This is a genomic window from Streptomyces sp. NPDC017056 (genome assembly GCF_044332485.1).
In the GTDB taxonomy this organism is placed as follows: domain Bacteria; phylum Actinomycetota; class Actinomycetes; order Streptomycetales; family Streptomycetaceae; genus Streptomyces.
This window is the reverse complement of sequence record NZ_JBIRPD010000010.1, coordinates 101,388-124,730: the sequence shown is the minus strand read 5'-3', so window position 1 is coordinate 124,730 and position 23,343 is coordinate 101,388. Positions and strand designations below refer to the sequence as shown.

At 72.7% G+C, this 23,343-nt stretch carries 19 protein-coding genes; 8 read left to right on the top strand and 11 right to left on the bottom strand.

What is annotated here, in order from left to right:
* Positions 1-51 precede the first annotated feature (51 nt).
* The 5 genes from ACH4OW_RS19630 to ACH4OW_RS19610 all read right to left on the bottom strand — a co-directional run bounded on the left by ACH4OW_RS19630 (position 52) and on the right by ACH4OW_RS19610 (position 5,597).
* Complete coding sequence (locus tag ACH4OW_RS19630; protein ID WP_398029238.1) at positions 52-1,101, bottom strand: hydroxyacid dehydrogenase; 1,050 nt, start codon at positions 1,099-1,101, stop codon at positions 52-54.
* Positions 1,102-1,130: 29 nt separating this feature from the next.
* On the bottom strand, positions 1,131-2,066 hold the full coding sequence (locus ACH4OW_RS19625; protein WP_398029236.1) for a carbohydrate ABC transporter permease: 936 nt from the start codon (positions 2,064-2,066) through the stop codon (positions 1,131-1,133).
* A complete protein-coding gene (locus ACH4OW_RS19620) occupies positions 2,066-3,007 on the bottom strand; it encodes a carbohydrate ABC transporter permease (RefSeq protein ID WP_398029234.1) in 942 nt (313 codons plus the stop codon). The genes ACH4OW_RS19625 and ACH4OW_RS19620 overlap by 1 nt, the downstream gene beginning before the upstream one ends.
* Positions 3,004-4,320, bottom strand: a complete 1,317-nt coding sequence (locus ACH4OW_RS19615; RefSeq protein WP_398029232.1) for an ABC transporter substrate-binding protein — start codon at positions 4,318-4,320, stop codon at positions 3,004-3,006. Before ACH4OW_RS19615 ends, ACH4OW_RS19620 begins: the two co-directional genes overlap by 4 nt.
* A 152-nt stretch (positions 4,321-4,472) precedes the next feature.
* Positions 4,473-5,597 carry a substrate-binding domain-containing protein gene (locus ACH4OW_RS19610; RefSeq protein ID WP_398029230.1) on the bottom strand — a complete coding sequence of 375 codons (1,125 nt, stop codon included), beginning with the start codon at positions 5,595-5,597 and terminating at the stop codon, positions 4,473-4,475.
* A gap of 197 nt (positions 5,598-5,794) precedes the next feature.
* Here ACH4OW_RS19610 and ACH4OW_RS19605 point away from each other — a divergent pair, with 197 nt between their 5' ends.
* Positions 5,795-7,753 (top strand): DUF2264 domain-containing protein, encoded by a 1,959-nt coding sequence (locus ACH4OW_RS19605; RefSeq protein WP_360124394.1) that lies wholly within the window; start codon positions 5,795-5,797, stop codon positions 7,751-7,753.
* A 103-nt stretch (positions 7,754-7,856) separates the two neighbouring features.
* Here the strand turns inward: ACH4OW_RS19605 and ACH4OW_RS19600 are convergent, their stop codons facing one another.
* Positions 7,857-8,630: an SDR family oxidoreductase gene (locus ACH4OW_RS19600; protein WP_360124391.1), complete on the bottom strand. Its 774-nt coding sequence runs from the start codon at positions 8,628-8,630 to the stop codon at positions 7,857-7,859.
* 85 nt (positions 8,631-8,715) lie between these two features.
* Positions 8,716-9,381 (bottom strand): MOSC domain-containing protein, encoded by a 666-nt coding sequence (locus ACH4OW_RS19595; RefSeq protein WP_398029227.1) that lies wholly within the window; start codon positions 9,379-9,381, stop codon positions 8,716-8,718.
* Between the two features lie 79 nt (positions 9,382-9,460).
* Between ACH4OW_RS19595 and ACH4OW_RS19590 the strand changes: the two genes are divergently transcribed.
* Complete coding sequence (locus ACH4OW_RS19590; RefSeq protein WP_360124385.1) at positions 9,461-10,372, top strand: LysR family transcriptional regulator; 912 nt, start codon at positions 9,461-9,463, stop codon at positions 10,370-10,372.
* A gap of 112 nt (positions 10,373-10,484) precedes the next feature.
* Here ACH4OW_RS19590 and ACH4OW_RS19585 read toward each other — a convergent pair whose 3' ends face one another.
* The gene (locus tag ACH4OW_RS19585) at positions 10,485-10,817 is read right to left on the bottom strand and encodes a WhiB family transcriptional regulator (RefSeq protein WP_360124383.1); all 333 of its coding nucleotides are present in this window, start codon (positions 10,815-10,817) and stop codon (positions 10,485-10,487) included.
* A 379-nt stretch (positions 10,818-11,196) separates the two neighbouring features.
* Between ACH4OW_RS19585 and ACH4OW_RS19580 the strand changes: the two genes are divergently transcribed.
* The 4 genes from ACH4OW_RS19580 (at position 11,197) to ACH4OW_RS19565 (ending at position 15,606) form a co-directional block, all read left to right on the top strand.
* Entirely contained in the window at positions 11,197-11,808 is a 612-nt protein-coding gene (locus ACH4OW_RS19580; protein WP_003948568.1) for a response regulator transcription factor, read from the top strand.
* 280 nt (positions 11,809-12,088) lie between these two features.
* On the top strand, positions 12,089-12,664 hold the full coding sequence (locus ACH4OW_RS19575) for a sigma-70 family RNA polymerase sigma factor (RefSeq protein ID WP_277994245.1): 576 nt from the start codon (positions 12,089-12,091) through the stop codon (positions 12,662-12,664).
* Between the two features lie 209 nt (positions 12,665-12,873).
* Entirely contained in the window at positions 12,874-14,376 is a 1,503-nt protein-coding gene (guaB, locus tag ACH4OW_RS19570; RefSeq protein WP_360124378.1) for an IMP dehydrogenase, read from the top strand.
* Positions 14,377-14,478: 102 nt separating this feature from the next.
* The gene (locus tag ACH4OW_RS19565; protein WP_360124376.1) at positions 14,479-15,606 is read left to right on the top strand and encodes a GuaB3 family IMP dehydrogenase-related protein; all 1,128 of its coding nucleotides are present in this window, start codon (positions 14,479-14,481) and stop codon (positions 15,604-15,606) included.
* Between the two features lie 76 nt (positions 15,607-15,682).
* On the opposite strand, the gene ACH4OW_RS19560 is transcribed toward ACH4OW_RS19565, so the two are convergent.
* Together ACH4OW_RS19560 and ACH4OW_RS19555 are read right to left on the bottom strand one after the other, a co-directional pair.
* Complete coding sequence (locus ACH4OW_RS19560) at positions 15,683-16,210, bottom strand: hypothetical protein (RefSeq protein WP_360124373.1); 528 nt, start codon at positions 16,208-16,210, stop codon at positions 15,683-15,685.
* A gap of 163 nt (positions 16,211-16,373) precedes the next feature.
* The gene (locus ACH4OW_RS19555) at positions 16,374-17,642 is read right to left on the bottom strand and encodes a nucleotide sugar dehydrogenase (RefSeq protein ID WP_360124370.1); all 1,269 of its coding nucleotides are present in this window, start codon (positions 17,640-17,642) and stop codon (positions 16,374-16,376) included.
* 209 nt (positions 17,643-17,851) lie between these two features.
* Between ACH4OW_RS19555 and ACH4OW_RS19550 the strand changes: the two genes are divergently transcribed.
* The gene (locus ACH4OW_RS19550) at positions 17,852-19,558 is read left to right on the top strand and encodes a glycerol-3-phosphate dehydrogenase/oxidase (protein ID WP_360124367.1); all 1,707 of its coding nucleotides are present in this window, start codon (positions 17,852-17,854) and stop codon (positions 19,556-19,558) included.
* Positions 19,559-19,596: 38 nt separating this feature from the next.
* Here the strand turns inward: ACH4OW_RS19550 and ACH4OW_RS19545 are convergent, their stop codons facing one another.
* Positions 19,597-20,826: a serine hydrolase domain-containing protein gene (locus ACH4OW_RS19545; protein ID WP_398029222.1), complete on the bottom strand. Its 1,230-nt coding sequence runs from the start codon at positions 20,824-20,826 to the stop codon at positions 19,597-19,599.
* A 285-nt stretch (positions 20,827-21,111) separates the two neighbouring features.
* Between ACH4OW_RS19545 and ACH4OW_RS19540 the strand changes: the two genes are divergently transcribed.
* Entirely contained in the window at positions 21,112-23,271 is a 2,160-nt protein-coding gene (locus ACH4OW_RS19540) for a protein kinase (RefSeq protein WP_398029488.1), read from the top strand.
* Positions 23,272-23,343: the final 72 nt, after the last annotated feature.

Here is a 23,343-nt window from a genome sequence, read left to right as displayed (position 1 = left end):
GGCCCGGTCCCCTTTCGAGGGGGCCGGGCCTCGTCCCGTTTCGGCCCGTTCTCACGCCGAGTGGCCGAGGTCCGCGGGGTGTACCGGTGTGGCGAACGGCAGCCCTTTGGCGTAGCGCTCGATTTCGTCCAGGGCGTGGTCGGCCATGCGGTGGAGTTCGCCGCCGAGGGAGCCGGCGATGTGCGGGGTGAGCAGGACGTTGGGGAGGTCGTACAGGGGGGAAGTGGCGGCCGGGACCGGCGGGTCGGTCACGTCCAGGACGGCGTTGAGGCGGCCGGAGACGAGTTCGGGCAGCAGCGCCGCCTCGTCCACCAGCGCACCTCGGGCGGTGTTGACCAGGGTGGCGCCGTCGGGCATGGCGCCCAACTGGCGTGCGCTGAGCAGGTGGCGGGTGGCGGGCAGTTCGGGTGCGTGCACGGTGACCACGTCGGAGGCGGCGCACAGGTCGTCGAGGGGGGCGAGGGTGACGCCGAGGCGGTCGGCTTCGGCTTCGTCCACGTACGGGTCGTGGAGGAGGACCCGCAGGTCGAAGGGGCGTAGGAGTGCGATGACGCGGCGGCCGATGTGGGAGGCGCCGATGACGCCCACGGTACGGCGGTGGTTTCCGGCGCCTGCGAGTTCTCGGTGCCAGTTGTGGGGGGCGCGCAGCGCGCGGTAGCGGTGCGCGGTGTGCAGGACGCGCTTGTTGGCGAAGAGGATCGCGGCGAGGGTGTATTCGGCGACGGGCAGCGCGTTGGCCGCCGCGGCTGAGGAAACGGCGATGCAGCGGTCCCAACACGCCCTGGTGACATGGGGTTTGACGCTCCCGCCGGCGTGGACGACGGCGCGCAGGCGCGGGGCGCGGTCGAGGACGGCGGCGGTCAGCGGGGTGGCTCCCCATGACGTCAGGAGGACTTCGGCGGTGGTGAGGGCGGCGGCCACGGGCGGGGGCGGGTCGGCCAAGTCGTGGGCCACCAGGCGGGGGTCGGTGCGGGCGAGCGCCGTCAGGCGGGTGCGGTGGTGGTCGGCGAGCAGGCGCCCGGCGAGGCCCGGTTCCATGACCAGGAGCAGCGCGGGGCGGGAACGTACCTGGTCGGCGGGATTGTCAGTGGTGTGGTGCATGGTGGAAGCGTGCTCCTGGTCCGGGGGCGTCATCGGACGCTTCCGGCGGCGAGTCCGGCCTTCCAGTGCCGCTGGAGGGCCACGAAGGCGACGATCAGGGGGAGGACGGCGAGGAGGGAGCCGGTGACGACGAGGGGGTAGAAGGACGGCTCGCCGTGGGCGTTGCCGTGCCAGGCGTAGAGGCCGAGGCTCACGGGGAAGAGCCGCTGGTCGGAGAGCATCACCAGGGGGAGGAAGAAGTTGTTCCAGATCGCGGTGAACTGGAAGAGGAAGACGGTCGTCAGGCCCGGCAGGACCATCCGCAGGCCGATGGACCAGAAGACGCGCAGCTCGCCCGCGCCGTCGATACGGGCCGCTTCGAGCGCCTCCTCGGGGATATGCCCGGCGCAGAAGACCCGCGCCAGGTAGACGCCGAACGGGTTGACGAGTACGGGCACCAGCACCGACCAGTAGGTGTTGACCACGCCGGTCCTGCTGGCCAGCAGGTAGAGGGGGAGCGCCAGCGCCGTGGTGGGGACCAGGACGCCGAGCAGGACGACGCCGAACAGCCGCTCCTTGCCGGGGAACGTGTAGGTGTCGAAGGCGTAGCCGGCGGCCACGCAGATCAGGGCGCACAGCGCGGCACCGGCGCCCGCGTACAGCAGGCTGTTGGCGTACCACCGGAAGTAGATGCCGTCGCCCTCCGCCGCGAGGCGGGAGAGGTTGCCGGCCAGGTCGAAGCCCTCGAAGGACAGGGCGTCGCCGGCCAGCAGGCCGCCTGCGTCCTTGGTGGCTGCGGTGACCAGCCAGACGAGGGGGAAGAGCGTGTAGAGGACGGCGAGGGCGAGCGCCGTGTTGACGGCGGCGGGCGAGAGCCAGCGGCTGCGGGAGCGGCGGGCGGTGGCGCGTACGGACGGGGTGCGGGCCGGGCGTACGGGCACGGGGGCCGCCGGGCCGGCGACGGCGGTGCGGGGCGGGGGCGTCATCAGGGCCTGCCCTTCGGGTGGGCGAGCGGGGGACGGGACGTGGCCAGGGGGCGGCGGCCGGGCCGGGGGGACCGGCGGGAGAGGCGGGTGACGAAGAAGGACAGCAGCGCGGCGGCGAGGGCGAGCAGGACGGACGAGGCGGCGGCGAGTCCGTAGTCGTTGCGGGCGAAGGCGGCGGTGTACGCGTACATGTTCGGCGTCCAGGAGGAGGTGACGGCGGAGCCGGAGCCCTGGTTGAGGATCAGCGGCTCGGTGAAGAGCTGGAGCGAACCGATGACGGTGAAGAGCGCCACCATGAGGAGGGAGGAGCGGATGAGGGGGATCTTGATACCGGTTGCGACGCGCCAGGCGCCCGCGCCGTCCACCGTCGCGGCCTCGATCACCGAGCGGTCGACGGCCTGGAGGGCGGCGTAGAAGATGACCATGTTGTAGCCGAGCCATTCCCACAGGGCGATGTTGACGACGGCGGGCAGGGCGCCGGACGGGGAGAGGAAGTCGAAGCCGAGACCGCCGGACTCCATCGCGTTCACGACCGGGCTGAGCCTGGGGGTGTAGAGGTACACCCAGATCAGCGCGGCGATGATGCCCGGCACGGCGTGCGGCAGGAACAGCGCGAGCTGGAAGAAGCGCCGGGCGCGGGCCAGCGCGGAGTCCAGCAGCAGGGCCAGCGTCAGCGCGCCGGCGAGCAGGAGGGGGATGTAGAGGGCGCAGTAGCCGAGGAGGACGAGGAAGCCGTCGCGGAAGGCGTGGTCGCCGAGCGCCGCCGTGTAGTTGCCGAGCCCGCTGAAAACCGTGTGCGTACCGCCGAAGCCGAGTCCGGACTGCTTCTCGGTGAAGAGGCTGAGCCAGACCGCGTAGCCGATCGGCACGACCATGACCACGGTGAACAGGACGAAGAAGGGGGCGAGCAGGACGGACACGGCGCGTGCTTTGGCGCTCACCGGCCCGTGACCTTCAGGCCGCGCTTTTTCAGCTCGCGCACCGTCGCGTCGCTGCCTGCCCGTACGGCCGCGGCGAGCGAGCCGCCACCGCCGCCCGCCACTTTGCCGAACTCGTCCTTGAGCGTGGTGTTCGTGGTGCTGGTCGCCGGGCCCCAGCCCCAGTTCCCGTTGACCGAGGCGGCCGCGTCGTCGAAGAGGGCGTAGACGTCTTGGCCGCCGTAGTAGCGGGTGTCGAAGGCGTTCCTGGCGACCGGGCGCAGGGCCGTGGCGGCCGGGTAGGGGCTGGACTGGCCGGTGGCGAGCCGCGCTTCGACGGCCTTGGGCGCGGTGGACATCCAGGCCGCGAACTTCACCGCGGCCTCGGCGTGGCGGCTGTTCTTGGTCACGGCCGTCGTGGAGCCGCCGAGCATGCCGCTGGCGGGTTTGCCGTCCCAGCTCGGTACGGGGGCGGCGGCCCACTTGCCGCTCTGGTCGGGCAGTGTTCCCTTGAGCACGCCCGCGCCCCAGGAGGCGCCGAGGTAGCCGACGGTGCCGCCGGATCTGAGCGAGTTGGTCCACTCGGGGCTGAACGAGACGTGGGTGTGCACGAGGTCGTCCTTGAGGAGGCCCTGCCAGTAGTCGGTGACCTTCCTGGTCGCCGGGTCGGTGGTGGTCAGCTTCCAGGAGTCGCCCTCGGTGGCGAACCAGTGGGCGCCGGCCTGCCAGGCCATCGCCTCGAAGGTGGTCGGGTCGTCGGGGAAGAAGGTGCCGAGGCGGGCCTTCGGGTCGGCCTTCTTCGCCGCGGCCGCGGCGGTGCGGAAGTCGTCCCAGGTCCGCGGCACCTTGATCTTGTGCTGGGTGAAGAAGTCCTTGCGGTAGTAGTAGACCTGCGGCGCGGCGTCGAAGGGCACGGCCCAGCTCATGCCGCCGAGAGTGGTCAGGTGTACGGCCTGCGGCAGCAGCTGCTTCTTGAGTCCGGGCGTCACGTACCGGCTGATGTCCTGGACGGCGCCCTGGCTGACGAACTCGGGGAGCGTCGGGTATTCGATGCTGACCAGGTCGGGCGCGTTGCCCGCCTTGACCGCGTTGGAGATCTTGGCGTAGCCGCCCGCGGTGCCGGAGGGGATCTCCTCGAACTTCACGGTGATGCCGCGGTGGGTGGCGTTGTACGCGTCCACGGCCTGCCGGGTGCCCTTGGTCCAGCCCCAGTACGTGAGGGTCACGGGGCCTTCGCTCCCTGCGGCGCCGCTGCTGCCGCCGCAGGCCGTCAGCAGGGTGAGGGCGGTGAGGCCGCCGGCGAGCGCGCGGGACGTTCTGCTCCAACTGAGGCTCATGACGAGGCTCCTGAGCGGGTGAAGGGGGCGGCGCGTAGGGGGTGGCCGCGATCCGCGATCCTTGGGCCGGCTTTGAGCGAAGTCAAGAGCGAAAGATTGATTGATCGAAAAAAGAACAGGATGGGGGGAGGCGGGACGGCGAACGGGGGGCATCAGCCGCCGGCGTCGCCACCGGCGGCGGCCCCCGCGCCGCACGAGGTCCGTACGCGCAGCGTCGGCAGCAGGGCGAGATGGCGCCGCGGCGCCGGTTCGGCGGCGGCTTCCGCCCCCTCCCGCAGCCGTTCCAGCAGCAAGCGCGCGGCCTGCCGCCCCACTTCGCGCTTCGGCGGCGCCACCGCCGTCAGCGGCGTGTCGGCCAGCGCCGCCACCTCGTCGTCGTAGGCGACCAGCGCCAGGTCGCGCGGTACCCGTACGCCCAGCTCGGCGAGCCGCTGCACCATCCGGATCGCGTCCACGTCGTTGTGCACCAGCGCCGCCGTCGCCGCCCCCGAGGACACCGCCGACCGCAGCTCCTGCACGGCCCGCTCGAACCCCTCCGGGTCCCGGTCGGCCGGCACCGAACCGATCACCGGCCGCGGCCGCCGCACCCCGAGGGCCCGCAGCGCCTCCGCGTACCCCTCGCGCACCGCCAGCGCCGTCGGGCTGTCGGCACGGGCCACCAGCAGCGGCGCCCCGTGCCCCTGCCCGGTCAGGTGGCGCAGCGCCAGCAGTACGCCGTGGGTGTGGTCGGAGCACACCCGGTCCAGCCCGGCCAGCGGTCCGCCCGGTGGCGCGCCGCGCTCCAACAAGACGACAGGAACGGAAAGTTCGGCGATCCAGTCGCTGTAGGCGGCCTGGTCCTCGGGGCCGCGCCAGCCCGGCGCGACGAGCAGGCCCTCGGCGCCGGCCGCCAGCAGGCCGTCGGCGCGCGCCGGGTCCTCCTCGGGGCGGTAGTCGCAGATCCGCAGGATCAGCCTGGCCCCGGCCAGCGCCGCGGCCTCGTGGGCGCCGCGGATCACGTCGGCGAAGTAGTACGTGGCCGAGGGGGCCAGCAGACCCAGCACCAGGTCCCCGGCGTCCGGGCCGCGCCCGCCGCCCGGCCGGTCGCGCTGCCGCGGCCAGGACACCGAGCCGTGCGCCCGGTCGAGCAGGCCCTTGCCGGTCAGCGCCTCGACGTCGCGCCGCACGGTCACGGGCGAGACGCCGAGCTGGTCGGCCAGGTCGGCGACGCGGGCCGAGCCCCGCCGCCGTACCAGGGACAGCAGACGGTCCTGACGTTGCACAGCACGCTCGCGCACGGCGGCAGCCCCCTCGCGGTGTGGTGGCCCGGTGGCGGCCGGGACGGCGGCCGCCACCGGGCCGGTCCTCAAGACGAAGACGCACCCTAGCCGAGGGTGATCGAACGACCCATCGATCGATCGTTCGATCTTGCCCTATTGACGATCGTTTCCGGCGAGTTCAGGATTTTCGCGACGCCGTCCGTAAGGAAAACACCATGTCCGTGCCGTCATTACCGCTCCACGCCGGCCTCGCGGCCGCCCGCCTTCCCGAGGACCGTGAGCGCAGTCCGTACACCGGCTGGACCCGCGCACACTGGGAAACCGCGGCCGACAGCCTCCTGGGAGCGGTCGCCCCGTACGCCTCGCCCCGCAACGGCCTGATCAACCTCCCCGGTGCCCGCCCCAGTTGGGCCGGGCCGCGCTCCGACGGCCTCGAAGGCTACGCCCGCACCTTCCTGGCGGCGGCGTTCCGGGTGGCCGGCGACGGCGGCCGGGACCCGCACGGCCACCTCGCCCGGTACGCCGAAGGGCTCGCCGCCGGCACCGAGCACCCGGTGACCGAGCCGGGCCTCGGCGGCCGCCACCCCGACGCGTGGCCGGTCGTGCCCGACACCCACCAGGCCATCGTCGAATCCGCCTCCGTCGCCCTCGGCCTGCGGCTGACCCGCCCCTGGCTGTGGGACACGCTGGACGACAAGGTCCGCGCACGGGCCGTGGACTGGCTGCTGCCCGCCCTCGACCCGCCGCCCATCGACAACAACTGGTGGCTGTTCGGCCTCACCGTCGGCGGCTTCCTCCTCGACGCGGGCATCGAGACGGAACGCGCGCAGGCGTCCGTCGACCGCGCGCTGGACCGGATCGAGGGCTGGTACCGGGGCGAGGGCTGGTACAGCGACGGCGACAACCAGGCGTTCGACCACTACAACGGCTGGGCGCTGCACTTCTATCCCGTCCTGCACGCCCACCTCTCCGGCGACCGCGCACTGCTGGACACCTACGGCAAGCGGCTGCGCGCGCACCTCGACGGATTCCGCCGCACGTTCGACGCCAACGGCGCGCCCATGCCCTTCGGCCGCTCGCTCACCTACCGCTTCGCCGCCCTCGCCGCCCCCTGGGCCGGCGCGCTCACCGGCCACACCCCGCTCAGCCCCGGCGCCACCCGCCGCCTGGCCTCCGGCACGCTCCGGCACTTCCTGGAGCGCGGTGCCGTCACCTCCGAGGGGCTGCTGCCGCTCGGCTGGTACGGCCCGTACGCGCCCTTCCTCCAGGGCTACTCCGGACCGGCCTCCCCCTACTGGGCGTCCAAGGGCCTCCTCGGCCTGCTGCTCCCCGCCGGCCACCCGGTGTGGACCGAGCGCGAGGAGCCGCTGCCCGCCGAGACCGCCGACGCCGTCACTACGCTGCGCGCGCCGGGCCTGCTCGTCCAGTCCACCAAGGCCGACGGGCTGGTCAGGCTGCACAACCACGGCAGCAGCTCGGTCTTCGGGCCGAACGACCCGCACTACGCGCGGTTCGCCTACTCGACGCGTACGGGCCCCTCGGCCGCGGAGAACGCCGGGACCACCGCGGACACGTCCGCCAACCCCGGCTCGGACACCACCCCCGCCGAGACCCCGGACAACCACTTCGCGCTGCTCGTGGACGGCGCGCCCACCGGTCGCGGGCCGGTGGAACCGCGCGGCAGCGGCCCCGGGTGGGCCGCCTCGGCGCACACCCCGCACCGCGCGGACGGCTCCGAACTGGCCGGCGTACGGGTGCTGTCCGCGACCCTGGCGCACGGCCGCGCCGAGGTGCGCGTCCACCTCGTCACCGGTGCCGCCCCCGGCACGGCCGTACGGCAGACCGGCTGGGCCGTCACGGACGACGGGCCGGCCGCCCAGCTCCACGCCGTGTACGGCTTCGCCAAGAACTCCGGGCAGGCCCGGACCGTGCCGACCGGCAGCACGCCGTTCGGGGAGCACTCCCGCACCGCCTGTCTCGACGGCACGGTGCCGGACGCTCCCGAAGGAGCCCTCTTCATCTCGCTCGCCTCGCTCACCGCCGAGCCCGCACCCGCGCCCGTGGACCAGCTGGCCGAGGTCCGGCTCACCGGGCCCTACGACATCCACGTGACCTGGGAGGACGGCACCACCAACGCCCTGTCCCTCACCGCGGACACCGCCACCGCGCCGTAAGTACCCGTTTCCGACGCCGGATTACGGGCCGTGACACCGGACCGCGTGCCGCGCGCGCCCCGCGCACGGCCCGTACCCCGGCCACGGCCCGTACCCCGGCGCGTCACTGCGGGCCGTACTTGCGCCCCGTCTTCGACGTGATGCCGCCGAGGAGGTTGCGCGGCGCCAGCTTCGCCGCGCCCATCAGCGCCTTGTAGCGCGGGTCGGGGACCGACAGCGACTTGCCGCGCGCCAGGTCCTTCATCGCCGCGGCCACCAGCTTGTCGGCGTCCAGCCACATCCAGTCGGGGATGTTGTCGGTCCCCATCCCGGCCCGCTCGTGGAACTCGGTCCGCACGAAGCCGGGGCACAGCGCCATCAGCCGTACGTTGCTGCCCGCCAGGTCGCGGGCGGCGCCCTGGGTGAACTGCACGACCCACGCCTTGCTCGCCCCGTACGTGCCGCGCGGCACGAACGCGGCCACCGAGGCGACGTTGACGACCCCGCCGCGGCGCCGCTCGCGCATCCCCTTGAGCGCCGCCGACGTCAGCCGCAGCACCGCCTCGCAGTGCACCTTGAGCATCGTGAGCTCGTCGGCCATCGGCACGTCCAGGAATTCACCCTTGTTGCCGAAGCCCGCGTTGTTGACCAGCAGGTCCACCGGATGGGTGCGGTCGGCGAGCCGCTCCTCGACCGTGGCGATACCGTCGTCCGTCGCCAGGTCGGCGACCAGGACGGACGCCTCCACGCCGTGCCGGTCGTGCAGTTCGGTGGCCTGCTCGCGCAGCCGCTTCTCGTTGCGTGCCACCAGCACCAGGTTGTGGCCGTCACCCGCCAGCCGGCGGGCGAAAGCGGCGCCGATGCCCGCCGTCGCTCCCGTAATCAATGCAGTCGTCATACGGGCACGCTATCCGCATACGGGCACGCCAACCGCCCCGGCCGGTACACCAGGACGGGCGGCCGCGTCCCCTGTTCGCCCGGGTTCAAGCCCCTTGGGTGCGGATGTACTTGTGTGCCAACTCGCGCAGCTCCGGGTGCAGCGCCTCGCCCGCCTCCAGGAGCCGCGGCAGCACCTCGCGCTGCGTGGTCATGCCACGGAACGCGAGCGCGATCGTCACGTCGTGGTCGGGCCGGTGCTCGACGGTGATGGTGTCCCCGGCCCGGATCTCGCCCGGCTCGACGACCCGCAGATACGCGCCGGGCACGCCGGCCTGCGTGAAGCGCTTGATCCAGCCCGGTTCGCCCAGCCGCCCCTGGAAGGTCATGCAGGGGATGCGCGCGGAGGTCACCTCCAGCAGCAGCCGGGGGCCGACCCGCCAGCGTTCGCCGATCCGCGCGTGGGTCACGTCCAGGCCGCTGGTGGTGAGGTTCTCGCCGAACATCCCGGCGGGCAGCGCGCGGCCCAGCTCCTTCTCCCAGGCGTCCAGGTCCTCGCGGGCGTACGCGTACACGGCCTGGTCGTCGCCGCCGTGGTGCTGGAGGTTGACCACCGCGTCCCCGGCCAGGCCGCTGCCGGCGACGCCCTTGGGGCCGGGTGCGGACACCGCCACCGGCCCGTCGACGGGCTGCTTGCCGATGCCCGTACTGCCCGTGGCACCGCGGTACTCCATGGGCCGCGGCCGCCCCACGTTCACAGACAGAAGCTCCATGCGGGCACGCTACGGGGAACCGGCCAAAGCCGCTACCGATTATTTCTTTCCTGCTCCAAGGCTCGCTTATGCTCTAAGCATGATCGAGGCCCGTCATCTCCGTGTGCTGCGCGCCGTCGCCCGGACCGGCTCCTTCTCCGCCGCCGCCCGCGAGCTGGGCTGCACCCAGCCCGCCGTCAGCCAGCAGATGAAGGCACTGGAACAGTCGGCGGGCACCCCGCTGCTGATCCGTACCGGCCGCGAGATGCGGCTGACGCAGGCGGGCGAGGCGCTGGTACGGCACGCCACCGGCATCCTGGCCGGGCTCACCGCCGCCGAGGAGGAAGTGGCCGCCATCGCGGGCCTGCGGGCCGGCCGGGTGCGGCTGGTCTCCTTCCCCTCCGGCAGCTCGACGCTGGTGCCCACCGCGCTGGCCGCGATGCGCGCCGCCCACCCCGGCACCCGGGTCTCCCTGGTCGAGGCCGAGCCGCCGCGCTCGATCGAGATGCTGCGCAACGGGGACTGCGAGATCGCGCTGGCCTTCCGCTACCCGGAGGTGCGCGGCGCCGACCCGGCGGCCGAGGCGGAGTGGGACGACCTGGTCGTGCGGCCGGTGCTGGTCGACCGGCTGGTCGGGCTGGTCCCGGACTCCCACCGGCTGGCCGGTGCCGGTACGGCGCGCTTCGCCGACCTGGCGGACGAGCCGTGGATCGCGGGCTGCCCGCGCTGCCGCCGGCATCTCGTCGAGGTCTGCGAGGGGGCGGGCTTCACGCCGCGCATCGACTTCGCGACGGACGACTACCCGGCGGTGATCGGCCTGGTGGGCGCGGGCCTCGGCGTCGCCGTGCTGCCGGAGCTGGCGCTGGCCTCGGTACGGCCCAAGGGGGCCCGTACGGTCACGATGGAGCCGTGCGTGCAGCGCGAGATCGTGGCGCTCACGCTGCCGGACCTGGCGCGGGTCCCGGCGGTGGAGGCGATGCTCGACCAGCTCGCGGGCGCGGTCCGCGGCTGAACCCCTCCCGCGGTTGAAGCCGTCCCGCAGCTGAACCCCCTCATGCGGTGCGGCCTGCGGGTTGGGCCTGCGGGTTGGGCCGATCGGGGGAAAACTCAGAGGAAACGTTTCTTCACGCGGTGTTGGCGCCCGGGTGCCCGACCGCGACCGCCGCCGGCACCAGCCGGTGCCGCGCCCGGCCCATCAGTTCTTCGCGCTCGTCCTCCGTCAGTCCGCCCCAGACCCCGTAGGGCTCGCGCACCGCCAGGGCGTGCGCCGCGCACTGGGCGCGTACCGGGCAGCGCATGCACACCTCTTTCGCCGAGGTCTCACGTGCGCTGCGGGCGGCGCCGCGCTCGCCCTCGGGGTGGAAGAAGAGCGAACTGTCGACGCCACGGCACGCGGCGAGCAACTGCCAGTCCCAGAGGTCTGCGTTCGGGCCCGGAAGGCGGGAGAAATCTGCCATTGCTAGTCCCCTCGAAGCGGTACCGGTTCGGGCTCGGCCCTCACGACCGTACATCTACTGTCTAAGTAGATGTAAATATGACTCATTGCGAATCTAGCCACAGACACCGTGAAAACGGAAGAAAAGCCACCAAATAGGGCATAGAGGCATGAAGAGGGGTGGTGGTTGGCGTTCCATCTTCTGCGTGTCCGGGCCCTCACGTAGAGTGTCGAAGGCGGCTGCCCAACCCGTAACTCTTTCGAGTGACCATCGTTGAGAGGGCGGAAGCGGTTGATGGAGGTAGTCCTCGGGCAGGTGTCCGAGGCGGTCGATCGCTCAGGTGACGATACGTACCAGCCTGGAGGCTCAAGGTGACGCGCATCAGCTGCGGAGGGCGGTCATGACATCCGTCCTCGTCTGTGACGACTCCCCGCTTGCCCGAGAGGCGCTCCGCCGCGCGGTCGCGACCGTGCCCGGTGTAGAGCGTGTGACGACGGCGGCCAACGGCGAGGAAGTCCTCCGCCGCTGGGGCGCCGATCGCTCCGACCTGATCTTGATGGACGTGAGGATGCCCGGGCTGGGCGGAGTCGAGACGGTGCGCCGGCTGCTCTCCGCCGACCCGGGCGCCCGCATCATCATGCTCACGGTCGCCGAGGATCTCGACGGGGTCGCGCTGGCGGTCGCCGCCGGCGCCCGCGGCTATCTGCACAAGGACGCCTCGCGCGCCGAGCTGCGCGCGACGGTCACCCAGGCCCTCGCCGACCCCACCTGGCGGCTCGCCCCGCGCCGGCTGCGGTCCGCCGAGATGGGTGCCGCGCCGACGCTCACCGCGCGCGAGATCCAGGTGCTGGAGGGCATGAGCCACGGCCGCTCCAACGCGGAGATCGGCCGTGAGCTGTTCCTCTCCGAGGACACGGTCAAAACGCACGCCCGGCGGCTGTTCAAGAAGCTCGGCGCCTCCGACCGGGCCCACGCGGTGGCGCTCGGTTTCCGCTGGGGTCTGGTCCGCTAGGACCCCGTGACGTGCAGTGTTGCGGGGGTGTGAGGGTCCCCGCCCGCCCTGTGGCGGGCGGGGCGGCGGGCGGCCTCGCGGGCGCCGGTCACCGAGCGGCATCTCGGTTCCGCGCGCGGTGCCGCATCCTTGAGGTATGGAGTTCCTCGGGGACGGGCCGATCCGGTGCGAGGGGAGGGCGCGGGAGATGACAGCCGGCGCACCTGCCGCTCATAACGCTTCGGTGCACAAGTACGGACCTGATGCCGCGGATCGCGCCGCGCCAAGGCACCATGGACCGATGCGCGATGACGGGATTCAGGAGATCGGCGATCTCGTCGCACGCGCAGTGGAGGGCGACCGCCGGGCCACGCACGACCTGCTGGCCCACGTGCACCCGCTCGCGCTGCGCTACTGCCGTACCCGGCTGTCCCGGCTGCCGGGTGACGCGCGCCACTTCGTCGAGGACCTGGCGCAGGAGGTCTGCGTCGCGGTCCTGTGCGCGCTGCCGCGCTACCGGGATACCGGAAAGCCCTTCGAGGCGTTCGTCTTCGCCATCGCCGCCCACAAGGTCGCCGACCTCCAGCGGGCCGCGATGCGGGGCCCCGGCAGCACGGCCGTGCCGTCCGACGAGATGCCCGAGCAGCCCGACGACTCGCTGGGCCCCGAGGAGCGCGCGCTGCTCAGCAGCGACGCCGAGTGGGCCAAGAAGCTGCTGGCCAACCTGCCGGAGAACCAGCGTGAGCTGGTGCTGCTGCGGGTCGCGGTCGGGCTGACGGCCGAGGAGACCGGGCAGATGCTGGGGATGTCGCCGGGCGCGGTGCGGGTCGCGCAGCACCGGGCGCTGAGCCGGCTGCGGGCCCTGGCCGAGCAGTGACCGTACGGGCCGTCCGGCGCGCCGCACACGGGCGCGCCGGGGGAACGTACAGTCGAGGGAACGTGCGGCCGTAGGAACGCACCGCCGAGGTGGTCCGCTTCCGTAGGAACCTCCAAGTGACGCGGTCGTCATCGACCGTGGAATGAGACGCCTGTGGTGGCCGTTAGCATGGGTGTCCGCGCTGAGGCAAGACCATTTGGGAAGGTGTCATGACTGACAACGTCGACGGAATGCCCGCCAAATTCGCGATGCTCGGTCTGACATATGACGACGTGCTGCTGCTGCCCGGCGCCTCCGAGGTGCTGCCCAACGCGGTCGACACCTCGTCCCGGGTCTCGCGCAACGTCCGGGTGAACATCCCGCTGCTCTCCGCCGCCATGGACAAGGTCACCGAGGCGCGGATGGCGATCGCCATGGCGCGGCAGGGCGGCGCCGGCGTGCTGCACCGCAACCTGTCCATCGAGGACCAGGCCAACCAGGTCGACCTGGTCAAGCGCTCCGAGTCCGGCATGGTCACCGACCCGATCACGGTCCGCCCGGACGCCACGCTCGCCGAGGCGGACGCGCTGTGCGCGAAGTTCCGCATCAGCGGCGTGCCGGTGACGGACCCGGCGGGCAAGCTGCTGGGCATCGTCACCAACCGCGACATGGCCTTCGAGCTGGACCGCAGCCGCCAGGTGCGCGAGGTCATGACCCCGATGCCGCTGGTCACCGGCAAGGTCGGCATCTCCGGCGAGGACGCCATCGAGCTGCTGCGCCGCCACAAGATCGAGAAGCTGCCGCTGGTCGACGACGCGGGCGTCCTCAAGGGCCTGATCACGGTCAAGGACTTCGTGAAGGCCGAGAAGTACCCGAACGCGGCCAAGGACGCCGAAGGCCGCCTGGTCGTCGGTGCCGCGGTGGGCGTCGGCGACGAGGCGTTCGACCGGGCCCAGGCGCTCGTCGAGGCCGGTGCCGACTTCCTGGTCGTGGACAGCGCGCACGGCCACAGCCGCGGCATCCTCGACATGATCGCCAAGGTGAAGTCCAACACCCGCGTCGACGTGGTCGGCGGCAACGTCGCCACCCGCGACGGCGCCCAGGCGCTGATCGACGCCGGCGCGGACGGCATCAAGGTCGGCGTGGGCCCCGGCTCCATCTGTACGACCCGCGTCGTCGCCGGTGTCGGCGTGCCGCAGGTCACCGCGATCTACGAGGCCGCGCAGGCCGCGAACGCGGCGGGCGTGCCGCTGATCGGCGACGGCGGCCTGCAGTTCTCCGGCGACATCGCCAAGGCCATCGCGGCGGGCGCCGACACGGTCATGCTGGGCTCGCTGCTGGCGGGCTGCGAGGAGTCGCCGGGCGAGATGGTCTTCATCAACGGCAAGCAGTTCAAGTCGTACCGCGGCATGGGCTCGCTGGGCGCCATGCAGTCCCGCGGCCAGGCGCGCTCCTTCTCCAAGGACCGCTACTTCCAGGACAACGTCCTCTCCGAGGACAAGCTCGTCCCCGAGGGCATCGAGGGCCAGGTCCCCTACCGCGGCCCGCTCGGCTCGGTGGCTCACCAGCTCGTCGGCGGCCTGCGCGCCTCCATGGGCTACGTCGGCTCCGCGAACATCGAGGAGCTCAAGGAGAAGGGCCGCTTCGTCCGCATCACGGCGGCGGGCCTCAAGGAGAGCCACCCGCACGACGTCCAGATGGTGACCGAGGCGCCGAACTACGCGCGGCGCTGACCCGTACCAGCGCGCACACGAGGGAGCCCGCGACCGTCAGGCCGCGGGCTTTCGCGTGTCGGGGATACTGGAACGGCATACGTAGAGGGAAAGGCCACACACGTGACTGAGATCGAGATCGGGCGCGGCAAGCGCGGCCGCCGGGCATACGCCTTCGACGACATCGCCGTCGTACCGAGTCGGCGCACCCGCGACCCGAAGGAGGTCTCGATCGCCTGGCAGATCGATGCCTACCGCTTCGAGCTGCCGTTCCTGGCGGCCCCGATGGACTCGGTCGTCTCGCCGCAGACCGCGATCCGCATCGGCGAGCTGGGCGGCCTGGGCGTACTGAACCTGGAAGGGCTCTGGACGCGCTACGAGGACCCGGAGCCGCTGCTCGCGGAGATCGCGGAGCTGGACGGGGACGCCGCCACCAAGCGACTCCAGGAGATCTACGCCGCGCCGATCAAGGAAGAGCTGATCGGGCAGCGCATCAAGGAGGTGCGCGACTCCGGTGTGGTGACCGCCGCCGCGCTCTCGCCGCAGCGGACGGCCCAGTTCTCCAAGGCCGTCGTGGACGCCGGCGTGGACATCTTCGTGATCCGCGGCACCACCGTCTCCGCCGAGCACGTCTCCTCGGCGGCCGAGCCGCTGAACTTGAAGCAGTTCATCTACGAGCTGGACGTGCCGGTGATCGTCGGCGGCTGCGCCACGTACACCGCGGCCCTGCACCTGATGCGCACCGGCGCGGCGGGCGTGCTGGTCGGCTTCGGCGGCGGCGCCGCGCACACCACCCGTAACGTGCTCGGCATCCAGGTGCCGATGGCGACCGCGGTGGCCGACGTGGCCGCGGCGCGCCGCGACTACATGGACGAGTCCGGCGGCCGGTACGTGCACGTGATCGCGGACGGCGGCGTGGGCTGGTCGGGCGACCTGCCCAAGGCCATCGCCTGCGGCGCGGACGCGGTGATGATGGGCTCGCCGCTGGCGCGCGCCACGGACGCGCCGGGCCGCGGCCACCACTGGGGCATGGAGGCCGTGCACGCGGACGTGCCGCGCGGCAAGCGGATGGACCTGGGCGCGGTGGGCACCACCGAGGAGATCCTGTGCGGTCCCTCGAACACGCCGGACGGTTCGATGAACTTCTTCGGCGCGCTGCGCCGGGCGATGGCGACCACCGGTTACTCCGAGTTGAAGGAGTTCCAGCGGGTCGAGGTGACGGTCGCGCCGTCGCAGCACGACAACCGCTGACGCGCCCGTAGACGCCGAAGGGCCCGGACCGCACTTCCCCGTGCGGTCCGGGCCCTTCGCGTCGTGCGTGCCGGTGTCAGGCGCCGAGCTTCTTGGCGACCTGGAAGCCGCCGGCCCCGGCCAGCAGGTAGAAGACGATGTCGATCGCGCCGAGGTACTCCTTCCACACCGCGTGGACCAGGTCGAAGTGGTCGAAGACGGTTTCGGTGAGCGTGGCGTGCGCGGCGTCGGCCGTGAGGAGGGCCATGCCGAAGACCTGGCCGAGGTAGAGGCCGAGCAGGCCCAGTACCGCGCCGACGACCGGCAGGGCGGCGTTGCGGCCGCCGGCCTTGCCGAGGACGGCGCCGATCAGCGCGCCGACGGCGAGCGCCGCGTAGCCGATCGAGGCGCCGTCGACGGCCTTGAGCACCGCGCCGTAGATCCCGGCCGCGACCAGCATGGCGACCACGCCGAGGACGACGGCGAGCCCGGCGTTGCCCGGGTTGGCGGCCGGCGGGGCCGTCGGCGGCGGGAAGCCGCCCGGTGCGGGAGCGCCGTACGGGGCCTGCGGCTGCTGGTAGGGCTGCTGCGGCTGCTGAGGCGCGGGCGGCCAGGACTGGCTCAAGGTGTTCCCCCGGGAGTGAAGACGGGCAGCGTGCGGCGCGCACGGGGCCGGTCGGTGAGATGGGCGCGCGGCGGTTCGGCGCGCGGACACAAATTAACAGACGGGCCTGACATGTCCACTATGGAATTATTGCCGTGAGCGGTCAGGGGGCTCCGGCCGCAGCTCAGAGCCGGTGTGCGGCGCCGGTAGGGGTCGCCCCCCGGGTGTCCAGGAGCAGCTGCGCCTTCACCGACAGGCCCTGGAGGTCGTACGTGCGGTGGTGCTGGAGGAGCAGGGTGAGGTCGGCCCCGGCGGCCGCCTCGTAGAGGGCGTCGGCGCGCGGGACGGGCCGGTCCAGGACCTGCCATTGGTGGACGTACGGGTCGTGGTAGGTGATGTGCGCGCCCAACTCCATGAGCCGGGAGGCGACTTCGCGGGCGGGGGAGCCTTCCTCGTCGCCGATGTCCGGCTTGTACGTGACGCCGAGGAGCAGGACGCGGGCGCCGCGCGCGGACTTGCCGTGCTCGTTGAGCAGGGTGGCGCAGCGCTGCACGACGTAGCGCGGCATCCGGGTGTTGACTTCCTGCGCCAGCTCCACCATGCGCAGCGGATAGCCCAGTGAACGCCCCTTGTACGAGTAGTAGTTGGGGTCGACGGGGGCCGCGTGGCCGCCGACGCCGGGGCCAGGGCGGAACGCCTGGTAGCCGAACGGCTTGGTCTCGGCGCAGCGGATCACGTCCCACAGGTCCACGCCGATGTCGTGGCAGAGCACCGCCATCTCGTTCATCAGGGCGATGTTGATGTGGCGGTAGTTGGTCTCCAGCAGCTTGGCGGTCTCGGCTTCGCGCGGGCCGCGGGCGCGCACCACCCGGTCGGTGAGCCGGTTGTAGAACGCGGCGGCCGCCTCGGTGCAGGCGGGTGTGAGGCCGCCGATGACTTTCGGGGTGTTGTTGTAGCGGTGGGCGCGGTTGCCGGGGTCGTGGCGCGCGGGGGAGTAGGCGAGGTGGAAGTCGCGTCCGGCGGTCAGTCCTGAGCCTTCCTCCAGGAGGGGGCGCAGGAATTCCTCGGTGGTGCCCGGGTAGACGGTGGATTCGAGCACGACCGTGGTGTGCGGGCGCAGTCGCGCCGCCAGTACGCGGGCGGCGTCGGCGACCGCGGTCAGGTCGAGGGCGCCGTCCTCGCCGAGTGGGGTGGGGGCGCAGATGACGGCGGTACGGACCCGGCCGAGGACGGCCGGGTCGTCGGTGGTGCGGAAGCCGGCGGACGCCAGCCGGCGGCGTTCGGGCGGGGTGAGCGAGCCGTGGGCGCACGGGCGCCCTTCGGGGGGTGCGGCGGTGGCCGGGGGTGGTGGTTCGGGGTCGTAGCCGATGGTGCCGACGCCGGCGGCGGTGGCGGCCTGGGCGAGGGGGAGACCGATGTGGCCTAGTCCGATGACGGCGAGGTCTGCGGGCATGGCTGGCTGCCGTCCTTCCCGAGCGGTTCCGGATGAGGCGTTGAAGCATAAGAGCATAAATAGACTAAGCGGACATTTGGCCCAGAATAGGGATTGGTGGATCGGGGCGGCGGGGTGTTGCCGCGTCCGCCCGAGGGTGGATACGGGCCGGTGGCGCGGCCAAAATCGACGGACGGGGAGTGTGGCCCCGACCACAGCGGGAGGCAGCGGTGAGGACAGCGACACTCGGACCGGCCCAGCGTGCCGAGGCACTCGCACGGATGGCGGAGCGGGAGCTGGACATTTTGGTGGTCGGCGGCGGGGTCGTCGGCGCCGGCACGGCACTGGACGCGGCGACCCGCGGCCTGGACACCGGGCTCGTCGAGGCCCGCGACTGGGCGTCGGGCACGTCGAGCCGGTCGAGCAAGCTCATCCACGGCGGGCTGCGCTACCTGGAGATGCTGGACTTCGCGCTCGTACGCGAAGCGCTGAAAGAGCGCGGGCTGCTCCTGGAGCGGCTGGCTCCGCACCTGGTCAAGCCGGTGCCGTTCCTGTACCCGCTGACCCACAAGGGCTGGGAGCGCTGGTACGCGGGCTCCGGCGTCGCGCTCTACGACGGCATGTCGATCTCCTCGGGACACGGCCGCGGCCTGCCCGTGCACCGGCACCTCTCGCACAAGAAGGCCCTCAGGGTGGCGCCCTGCCTGAAGAAGGACGCCCTGGTCGGCGCGTTGCAGTACTACGACGCCCAGGTGGACGACGCCCGCTTCGTGACGACCCTGGTGCGGACCGCCGCCGGGTACGGGGCGGAGGTCGCCAACCGGGCCAGGGTGGTCGGCTTCCTGCGCGAGGGCGAACGCGTTGTCGGTGCCCGGGTGCAGGATGTGGAGGCGGGGGGTGAGTACGAGGTACGGGCGCGCCAGGTGGTGAACGCGACCGGGGTGTGGACCGACGACACCCAGGGCCTGATCAACGAGCGCGGCCAGTTCCACGTGCGCGCCTCCAAGGGCATCCACCTCGTCGTGCCCAAGGACCGCATCCACTCCACGACCGGGCTGATCCTGCGCACCGAGAAGAGCGTGCTGTTCGTGATCCCGTGGGGCCGGCACTGGATCGTCGGCACGACGGACACGGACTGGGACCTGGACAAGGCGCACCCGGCGGCGTCCAGCGCCGACATCGACTACCTGCTGGAGCACGTGAACACGGTGCTCGCGGTGCCGCTCACGCGCGACGACGTCCAGGGCGTGTACGCGGGCCTGCGGCCCCTGCTGGCCGGGGAGTCGGACGCCACCAGCAAGCTGTCGCGCGAACACACGGTCGCGCACCCCGTGCCGGGGCTGGTCGTGGTCGCGGGCGGCAAGTACACGACGTACCGGGTGATGGCCAAGGACGCGGTCGATGAGGCCGTGCACGGGCTCGACCAGAGGGTCGCGGACTGCGTCACGGAGGACGTGCCGCTGGTGGGTGCCGAGGGCTACAAGGCGATGTGGAACGCCCGCGCGCACACCGCGGCGCGCACCGGGCTGCACGTGGTCCGCGTGGAGCACCTGCTGAACCGGTACGGCTCGATGGCGGAGGAACTGTTCGAACTGGTCGTCGCCGACCCGGCGCTCGGCGAACCGCTGGCCGCCGCCGACGACTACCTGCGGGCCGAGGTCGTGTACGCGGCCACCCACGAAGGGGCGCGCCACCTCGACGACGTCCTCACCCGGCGCACCCGCATCTCCATCGAGACCTTCGACCGCGGCACGCGCAGCGCGCGCGAGTGCGCCGAGCTGATGGCCCCGGTGCTGGGCTGGGACGCGGACCAGGTCGACCGCGAGGTGCAGCACTACGAGAAGCGGGTGGAGGCGGAGCGGGAGTCGCAGCGGCAGCCGGACGACCTGACGGCGGACGCGGCCAGGTTGGGCGCGCCGGACATCGTGCCCCTGTAGCCGGACATCGTGCCCCTGTAGGCGGTCGCGCCTTCCGGCTACGGCCGGGAGGCGCCGCCCCGCGGGCCGGGCCCGCAGAACTCCGCCGCGAGGACGGACGGGGCGAGCGCCGCCGTGCGCGGGCTGTCCGTGTTGACGTGGAAGCTCAGGGTGTGGCGGCCGTCGGTGGTGGTGGCGGTTTGGGAGTAAGAGCCGTTGATGTCGCCGTTGTGGCCCCAGACGGTGGTGCCGCAGGGCAGTTCGACGGCGTACAGGCCCAGGCCGTACGCGCCGCCCGTCCGTTGCGTGGTGCGCAGCTGCCGCGTCTCGCGCGGCGGCAGCAGCTTGCCGCCGAGGAGGGCGGCGAAGAACCGGTTGAGATCGCCGAGGGTGGTAACCATCTCGCCCGCGGCGCCGGCGCGGCTCGGGTCGATGCTGGTGGCGTCCACCCGGCGGCCGCCGGCGACGGTGTAGCCGCGCCCGTACGGCTCGGGCAGTGCGGGGTCGGAGCCGGGGAAGGACGTGCCGGAGAGCCGGGCGGGCCGGATGATGCGGCGCGTCACCTCTTCGGCGTACGGGTGTCCCGTGACGTGTTCGATGACCATGCCCAGAAGCAGGTAATTGGTGTTGGAGTACGCGTAACGGGTGCCGGGTGGCGCGGTCGGCGGGTGGCTCAGGGCGGTGCGCAGCAGCTCGGCGGGTGTGTGGTGGTCGTAGCGGTGGGCGCGGAAGCCGCTGCCGGACAGCTGCCGGGCCAGCCGTGGGTCCCGGGTGTAGTTGTACAAGCCACTCGTATGGTCCAGGAGTTGGCGGACCGTTACGCGCGAGAGCCCGGCGGCGCCCCGGACGGTGGTGCGGAGGCTGCCGGGCAGCAGGGCCGGCACCGGGTCGTTCAGACCGAGCCGGTGCTCGGCGGCCAGCTGGAGCACCACGGCCGCCACGAAGGGCTTGGTCAGGCTGCCCGCCCGGAAGTGGTCGGCGCGCCGCATGCGGCGGCCGCTGCGCAGATCGGCCACGCCGGCGGTGACGAACCTGGACGCCTGCGAGCGCGCGCCGACGGTGCTGAGTGACGCGGCGCCGGGCGCCCCGTCGCCGACCAGCCGGCGGAGCGCGGGCGCGGTCCGGTCCGGCGGGAGGGAGGCCGGGGCCGGGAGCGGGGCCCCGCGGTGCGGGGCCCCGTCGCCGGTGGGGGCCGTGGCGGTGAGGGCGGCGAGGGCGGCCAGGGTGAGAGCGACGACGAGAAGGCGGACGCAGGCGCGCCGGTGCGCGGCGAGAAGCGGGGAGCGCATCGTGGTTTCCGTCCTCGTTCCTGTCGTCGTTTCCGGCCCGGAGCCCGCCGTCACCGCGCCGACGATGCCCTCATGAGCAGGGATCACGCCAGTCCGGGCCATCATGGCGGGTGCGCAACAGGCGCCGAGTCGTGGACCCTGGCCTTCCCCACGGCCGCGGATGAGAGAGAATGAGTGCTCCGCCAGGGTGGGTTGTCCGAGTTGGGCCAGTTTGGTGATCGAGAAGTGTTCGAGATGCCAACTCGGCTGGATTGCGAAGGGGATTCAGTGGGCGACGAGGTCGAGATGGACGGCAAGGAGGGCAGGCTGCTCGCCGGCCGGTACCGGCTCGCCGAAGTCCTCGGCCGGGGCGGAATGGGTACGGTCTGGCGCGCACGGGACGAAGTGCTCGGCCGTACGGTCGCGGTCAAGGAACTGCGCTTCCCTGGCGGGGTCGAGGAGGACGAGAAGCGCCGCCTGATCACCCGCACGCTGCGGGAGGCCAAGGCGATCGCCCGGATCCGCAACAACAGCGCGGTGACGGTCTATGACGTGGTCGACGAGGACGACCGCCCGTGGATCGTCATGGAGCTGGTCGAGGGCCGCTCGCTCGCCGAGCTGATACGCGACGACGGCCCGCTGACGCCGCGTCGCGCCGCCGATGTCGGCCTCGCCGTGCTCGACGTGCTGCGCGCCGCCCACCGCGAGGGCATCCTGCACCGCGACGTGAAGCCTTCGAACGTGCTCATGTCCGACGACGGCCGGGTCGTGCTCACCGACTTCGGCATCGCCCAGGTCGAGGGCGACCCCTCCGTGACCTCGACCGGCATGCTGGTCGGCGCGCCGTCCTACATCTCGCCCGAGCGGGCGCGCGGCCAGAAGCCGGGCCCGCCGGCCGACCTGTGGTCGCTGGGCGGCCTGCTGTACGCCTGCGTCGAGGGCGTGCCCCCGTACGACAAGGGGTCGGCGATCGCCACGCTGACCGCCGTGATGACCGAGCCGGTGGAGCCGCCGAAGAGCGCCGGCGTACTGGAAGAGGTCATCTACGGGCTGCTGGTGAAGGACCCGGCGGCGCGGCTGGACGACCGGGCGGCGCGCGCGCTGCTGCTGGACGCGGCCAGCGCCCCGGAGGACACCGGCCCCGAGCCGCCCGCCGTGGACGCGACGCGGGCGATGGCCCTGCCGGTCGTCCCCGAGGAGCGGCCGGCGGACGAGCGTGGTGCGAAGGCCAGGGACCGCGGCAAGGAGAAGGACCGCGAGCGGGAGCAGGCGCGGTCCAAGCCGTCGGCGCCGCGCCCGCAGTGGAAGCCGAAGCCGCGCCCGAAGGACGACGGGAGACGCGCGCCGGAGAGCGGCGGCTCGTCGCGCCCAAGTGCGGCGGCGTCCCCGGCGCAGGGCGTGCGCGCGGCGTCGGCCGCCGGTACGCGCACGGGGCCGGGCGCCCGTACGGGCACGAGTGCGCCCTCCAGGCCCGCGGCCGGGCCCGTGGCGCGTGGCACGGCCGGGCAGTCGGCGAAGACCGGTGCCACGACCGGCTCCACGACCACTTCGACGAACGGCTCGACCAACGGGCCGAAGAACTGGCCGACGGCGGTCGGTTCGGCCGGCCGGACGGGCTTTGACTCGGAGAGCACCAAGGAGAAGCTGCGCAACGCGTTCCAGTCGGTGCGCAAGGCGGCCGTCGCCGCGGCCGCGGCCGCCCGCCCGGAGCCCAGGCCGGACGACGGGACGCGTCCGTCGGGGCCGCCGCGCGCGTCGGTCACCGACGTGGTGCCGCGCCGCACGCTCGTCATCATCGCGGTGGTCGTGGTGCTCGCCGTGCTGGGTACGGTGCTCGCGTTCGCGCTCGGCGGGAGCGACGAGAAGGGCGGCAAGGCGGCTGACGCCGGTACGGCCGCCACCGGACAGCCCGTATCGCCCCCGGCCACCGCCGAGGACGCCTCAAGCCATCCGTCGGACGGCAAGCAGAACGCCGGCAAGCCCGGCGCCGACGGTAAGGACAAGGGCGTACCGCAGGGCTACGGCGCGGTGTCGAACGCCGGGTTCCACTTCTCCGTGGCGCTGCCGGCCGGCTGGAAGCAGACGAGCACGGCGGGCCAGAACTCCGGCGCCATCTACAGCGCGGGGGGCGGCTTCCCGCGCGTCCAGATCGACTACAACGCCAAGCCGGGCAACGACGCGGCGGCCGCCTGGCGCGGCCTGGAGCCCGCCGTCAGCGGCAGCGTCCAGAACTACCACCGCATCGATATCAAGCCGGTCGAGTGGCGCGGCTACCCGACGGTCGCCGACTGGGCGTTCACGCGCAAGCAGAGCGGCCAGGACGTACGCGTGCTCAACCGCGGCTTCAAGGCGGACGACCAGCACGGCTACGCCATCATGATTACCTGCAAGGCGGACGCCTGGGACGCGGCGGAGTGCCGCCAACTGCGGGACACCGCCTTCGCGACGTTCCAGATGAAGGACTGACGTCCTGCGGCGTGCGTACCGCAGCGGTACGCAGGTCGGCGAGGCATGCGCGGTGGCAGCCGCAGGGCGCGA

Excerpts from the sequence above, each read along its gene's own strand:
- ACH4OW_RS19600 (WP_360124391.1), bottom strand. The coding sequence starts at position 8,630 with ATGACGACTGCATTGATTACGGGAGCGACGGCGGGCATCGGCGCCGCT.
- ACH4OW_RS19590 (WP_360124385.1), top strand. The coding sequence starts at position 9,461 with ATGATCGAGGCCCGTCATCTCCGTGTGCTGCGCGCCGTCGCCCGGACC.
- ACH4OW_RS19585 (WP_360124383.1), bottom strand. The coding sequence starts at position 10,817 with ATGGCAGATTTCTCCCGCCTTCCGGGCCCGAACGCAGACCTCTGGGAC.
- ACH4OW_RS19580 (WP_003948568.1), top strand. The coding sequence starts at position 11,197 with ATGACATCCGTCCTCGTCTGTGACGACTCCCCGCTTGCCCGAGAGGCG.
- guaB (WP_360124378.1), top strand. The coding sequence starts at position 12,874 with ATGACTGACAACGTCGACGGAATGCCCGCCAAATTCGCGATGCTCGGT.
- ACH4OW_RS19545 (WP_398029222.1), bottom strand. The coding sequence starts at position 20,826 with ATGCGCTCCCCGCTTCTCGCCGCGCACCGGCGCGCCTGCGTCCGCCTT.
- ACH4OW_RS19605 (WP_360124394.1), top strand. The coding sequence starts at position 5,795 with ATGTCCGTGCCGTCATTACCGCTCCACGCCGGCCTCGCGGCCGCCCGC.
- ACH4OW_RS19575 (WP_277994245.1), top strand. The coding sequence starts at position 12,089 with ATGCGCGATGACGGGATTCAGGAGATCGGCGATCTCGTCGCACGCGCA.
- ACH4OW_RS19625 (WP_398029236.1), bottom strand. The coding sequence starts at position 2,066 with ATGACGCCCCCGCCCCGCACCGCCGTCGCCGGCCCGGCGGCCCCCGTG.
- ACH4OW_RS19615 (WP_398029232.1), bottom strand. The coding sequence starts at position 4,320 with ATGAGCCTCAGTTGGAGCAGAACGTCCCGCGCGCTCGCCGGCGGCCTC.
- ACH4OW_RS19540 (WP_398029488.1), top strand. The coding sequence starts at position 21,112 with ATGGACGGCAAGGAGGGCAGGCTGCTCGCCGGCCGGTACCGGCTCGCC.
- ACH4OW_RS19630 (WP_398029238.1), bottom strand. The coding sequence starts at position 1,101 with ATGCACCACACCACTGACAATCCCGCCGACCAGGTACGTTCCCGCCCC.
- ACH4OW_RS19595 (WP_398029227.1), bottom strand. The coding sequence starts at position 9,381 with ATGGAGCTTCTGTCTGTGAACGTGGGGCGGCCGCGGCCCATGGAGTAC.
- ACH4OW_RS19555 (WP_360124370.1), bottom strand. The coding sequence starts at position 17,642 with ATGCCCGCAGACCTCGCCGTCATCGGACTAGGCCACATCGGTCTCCCC.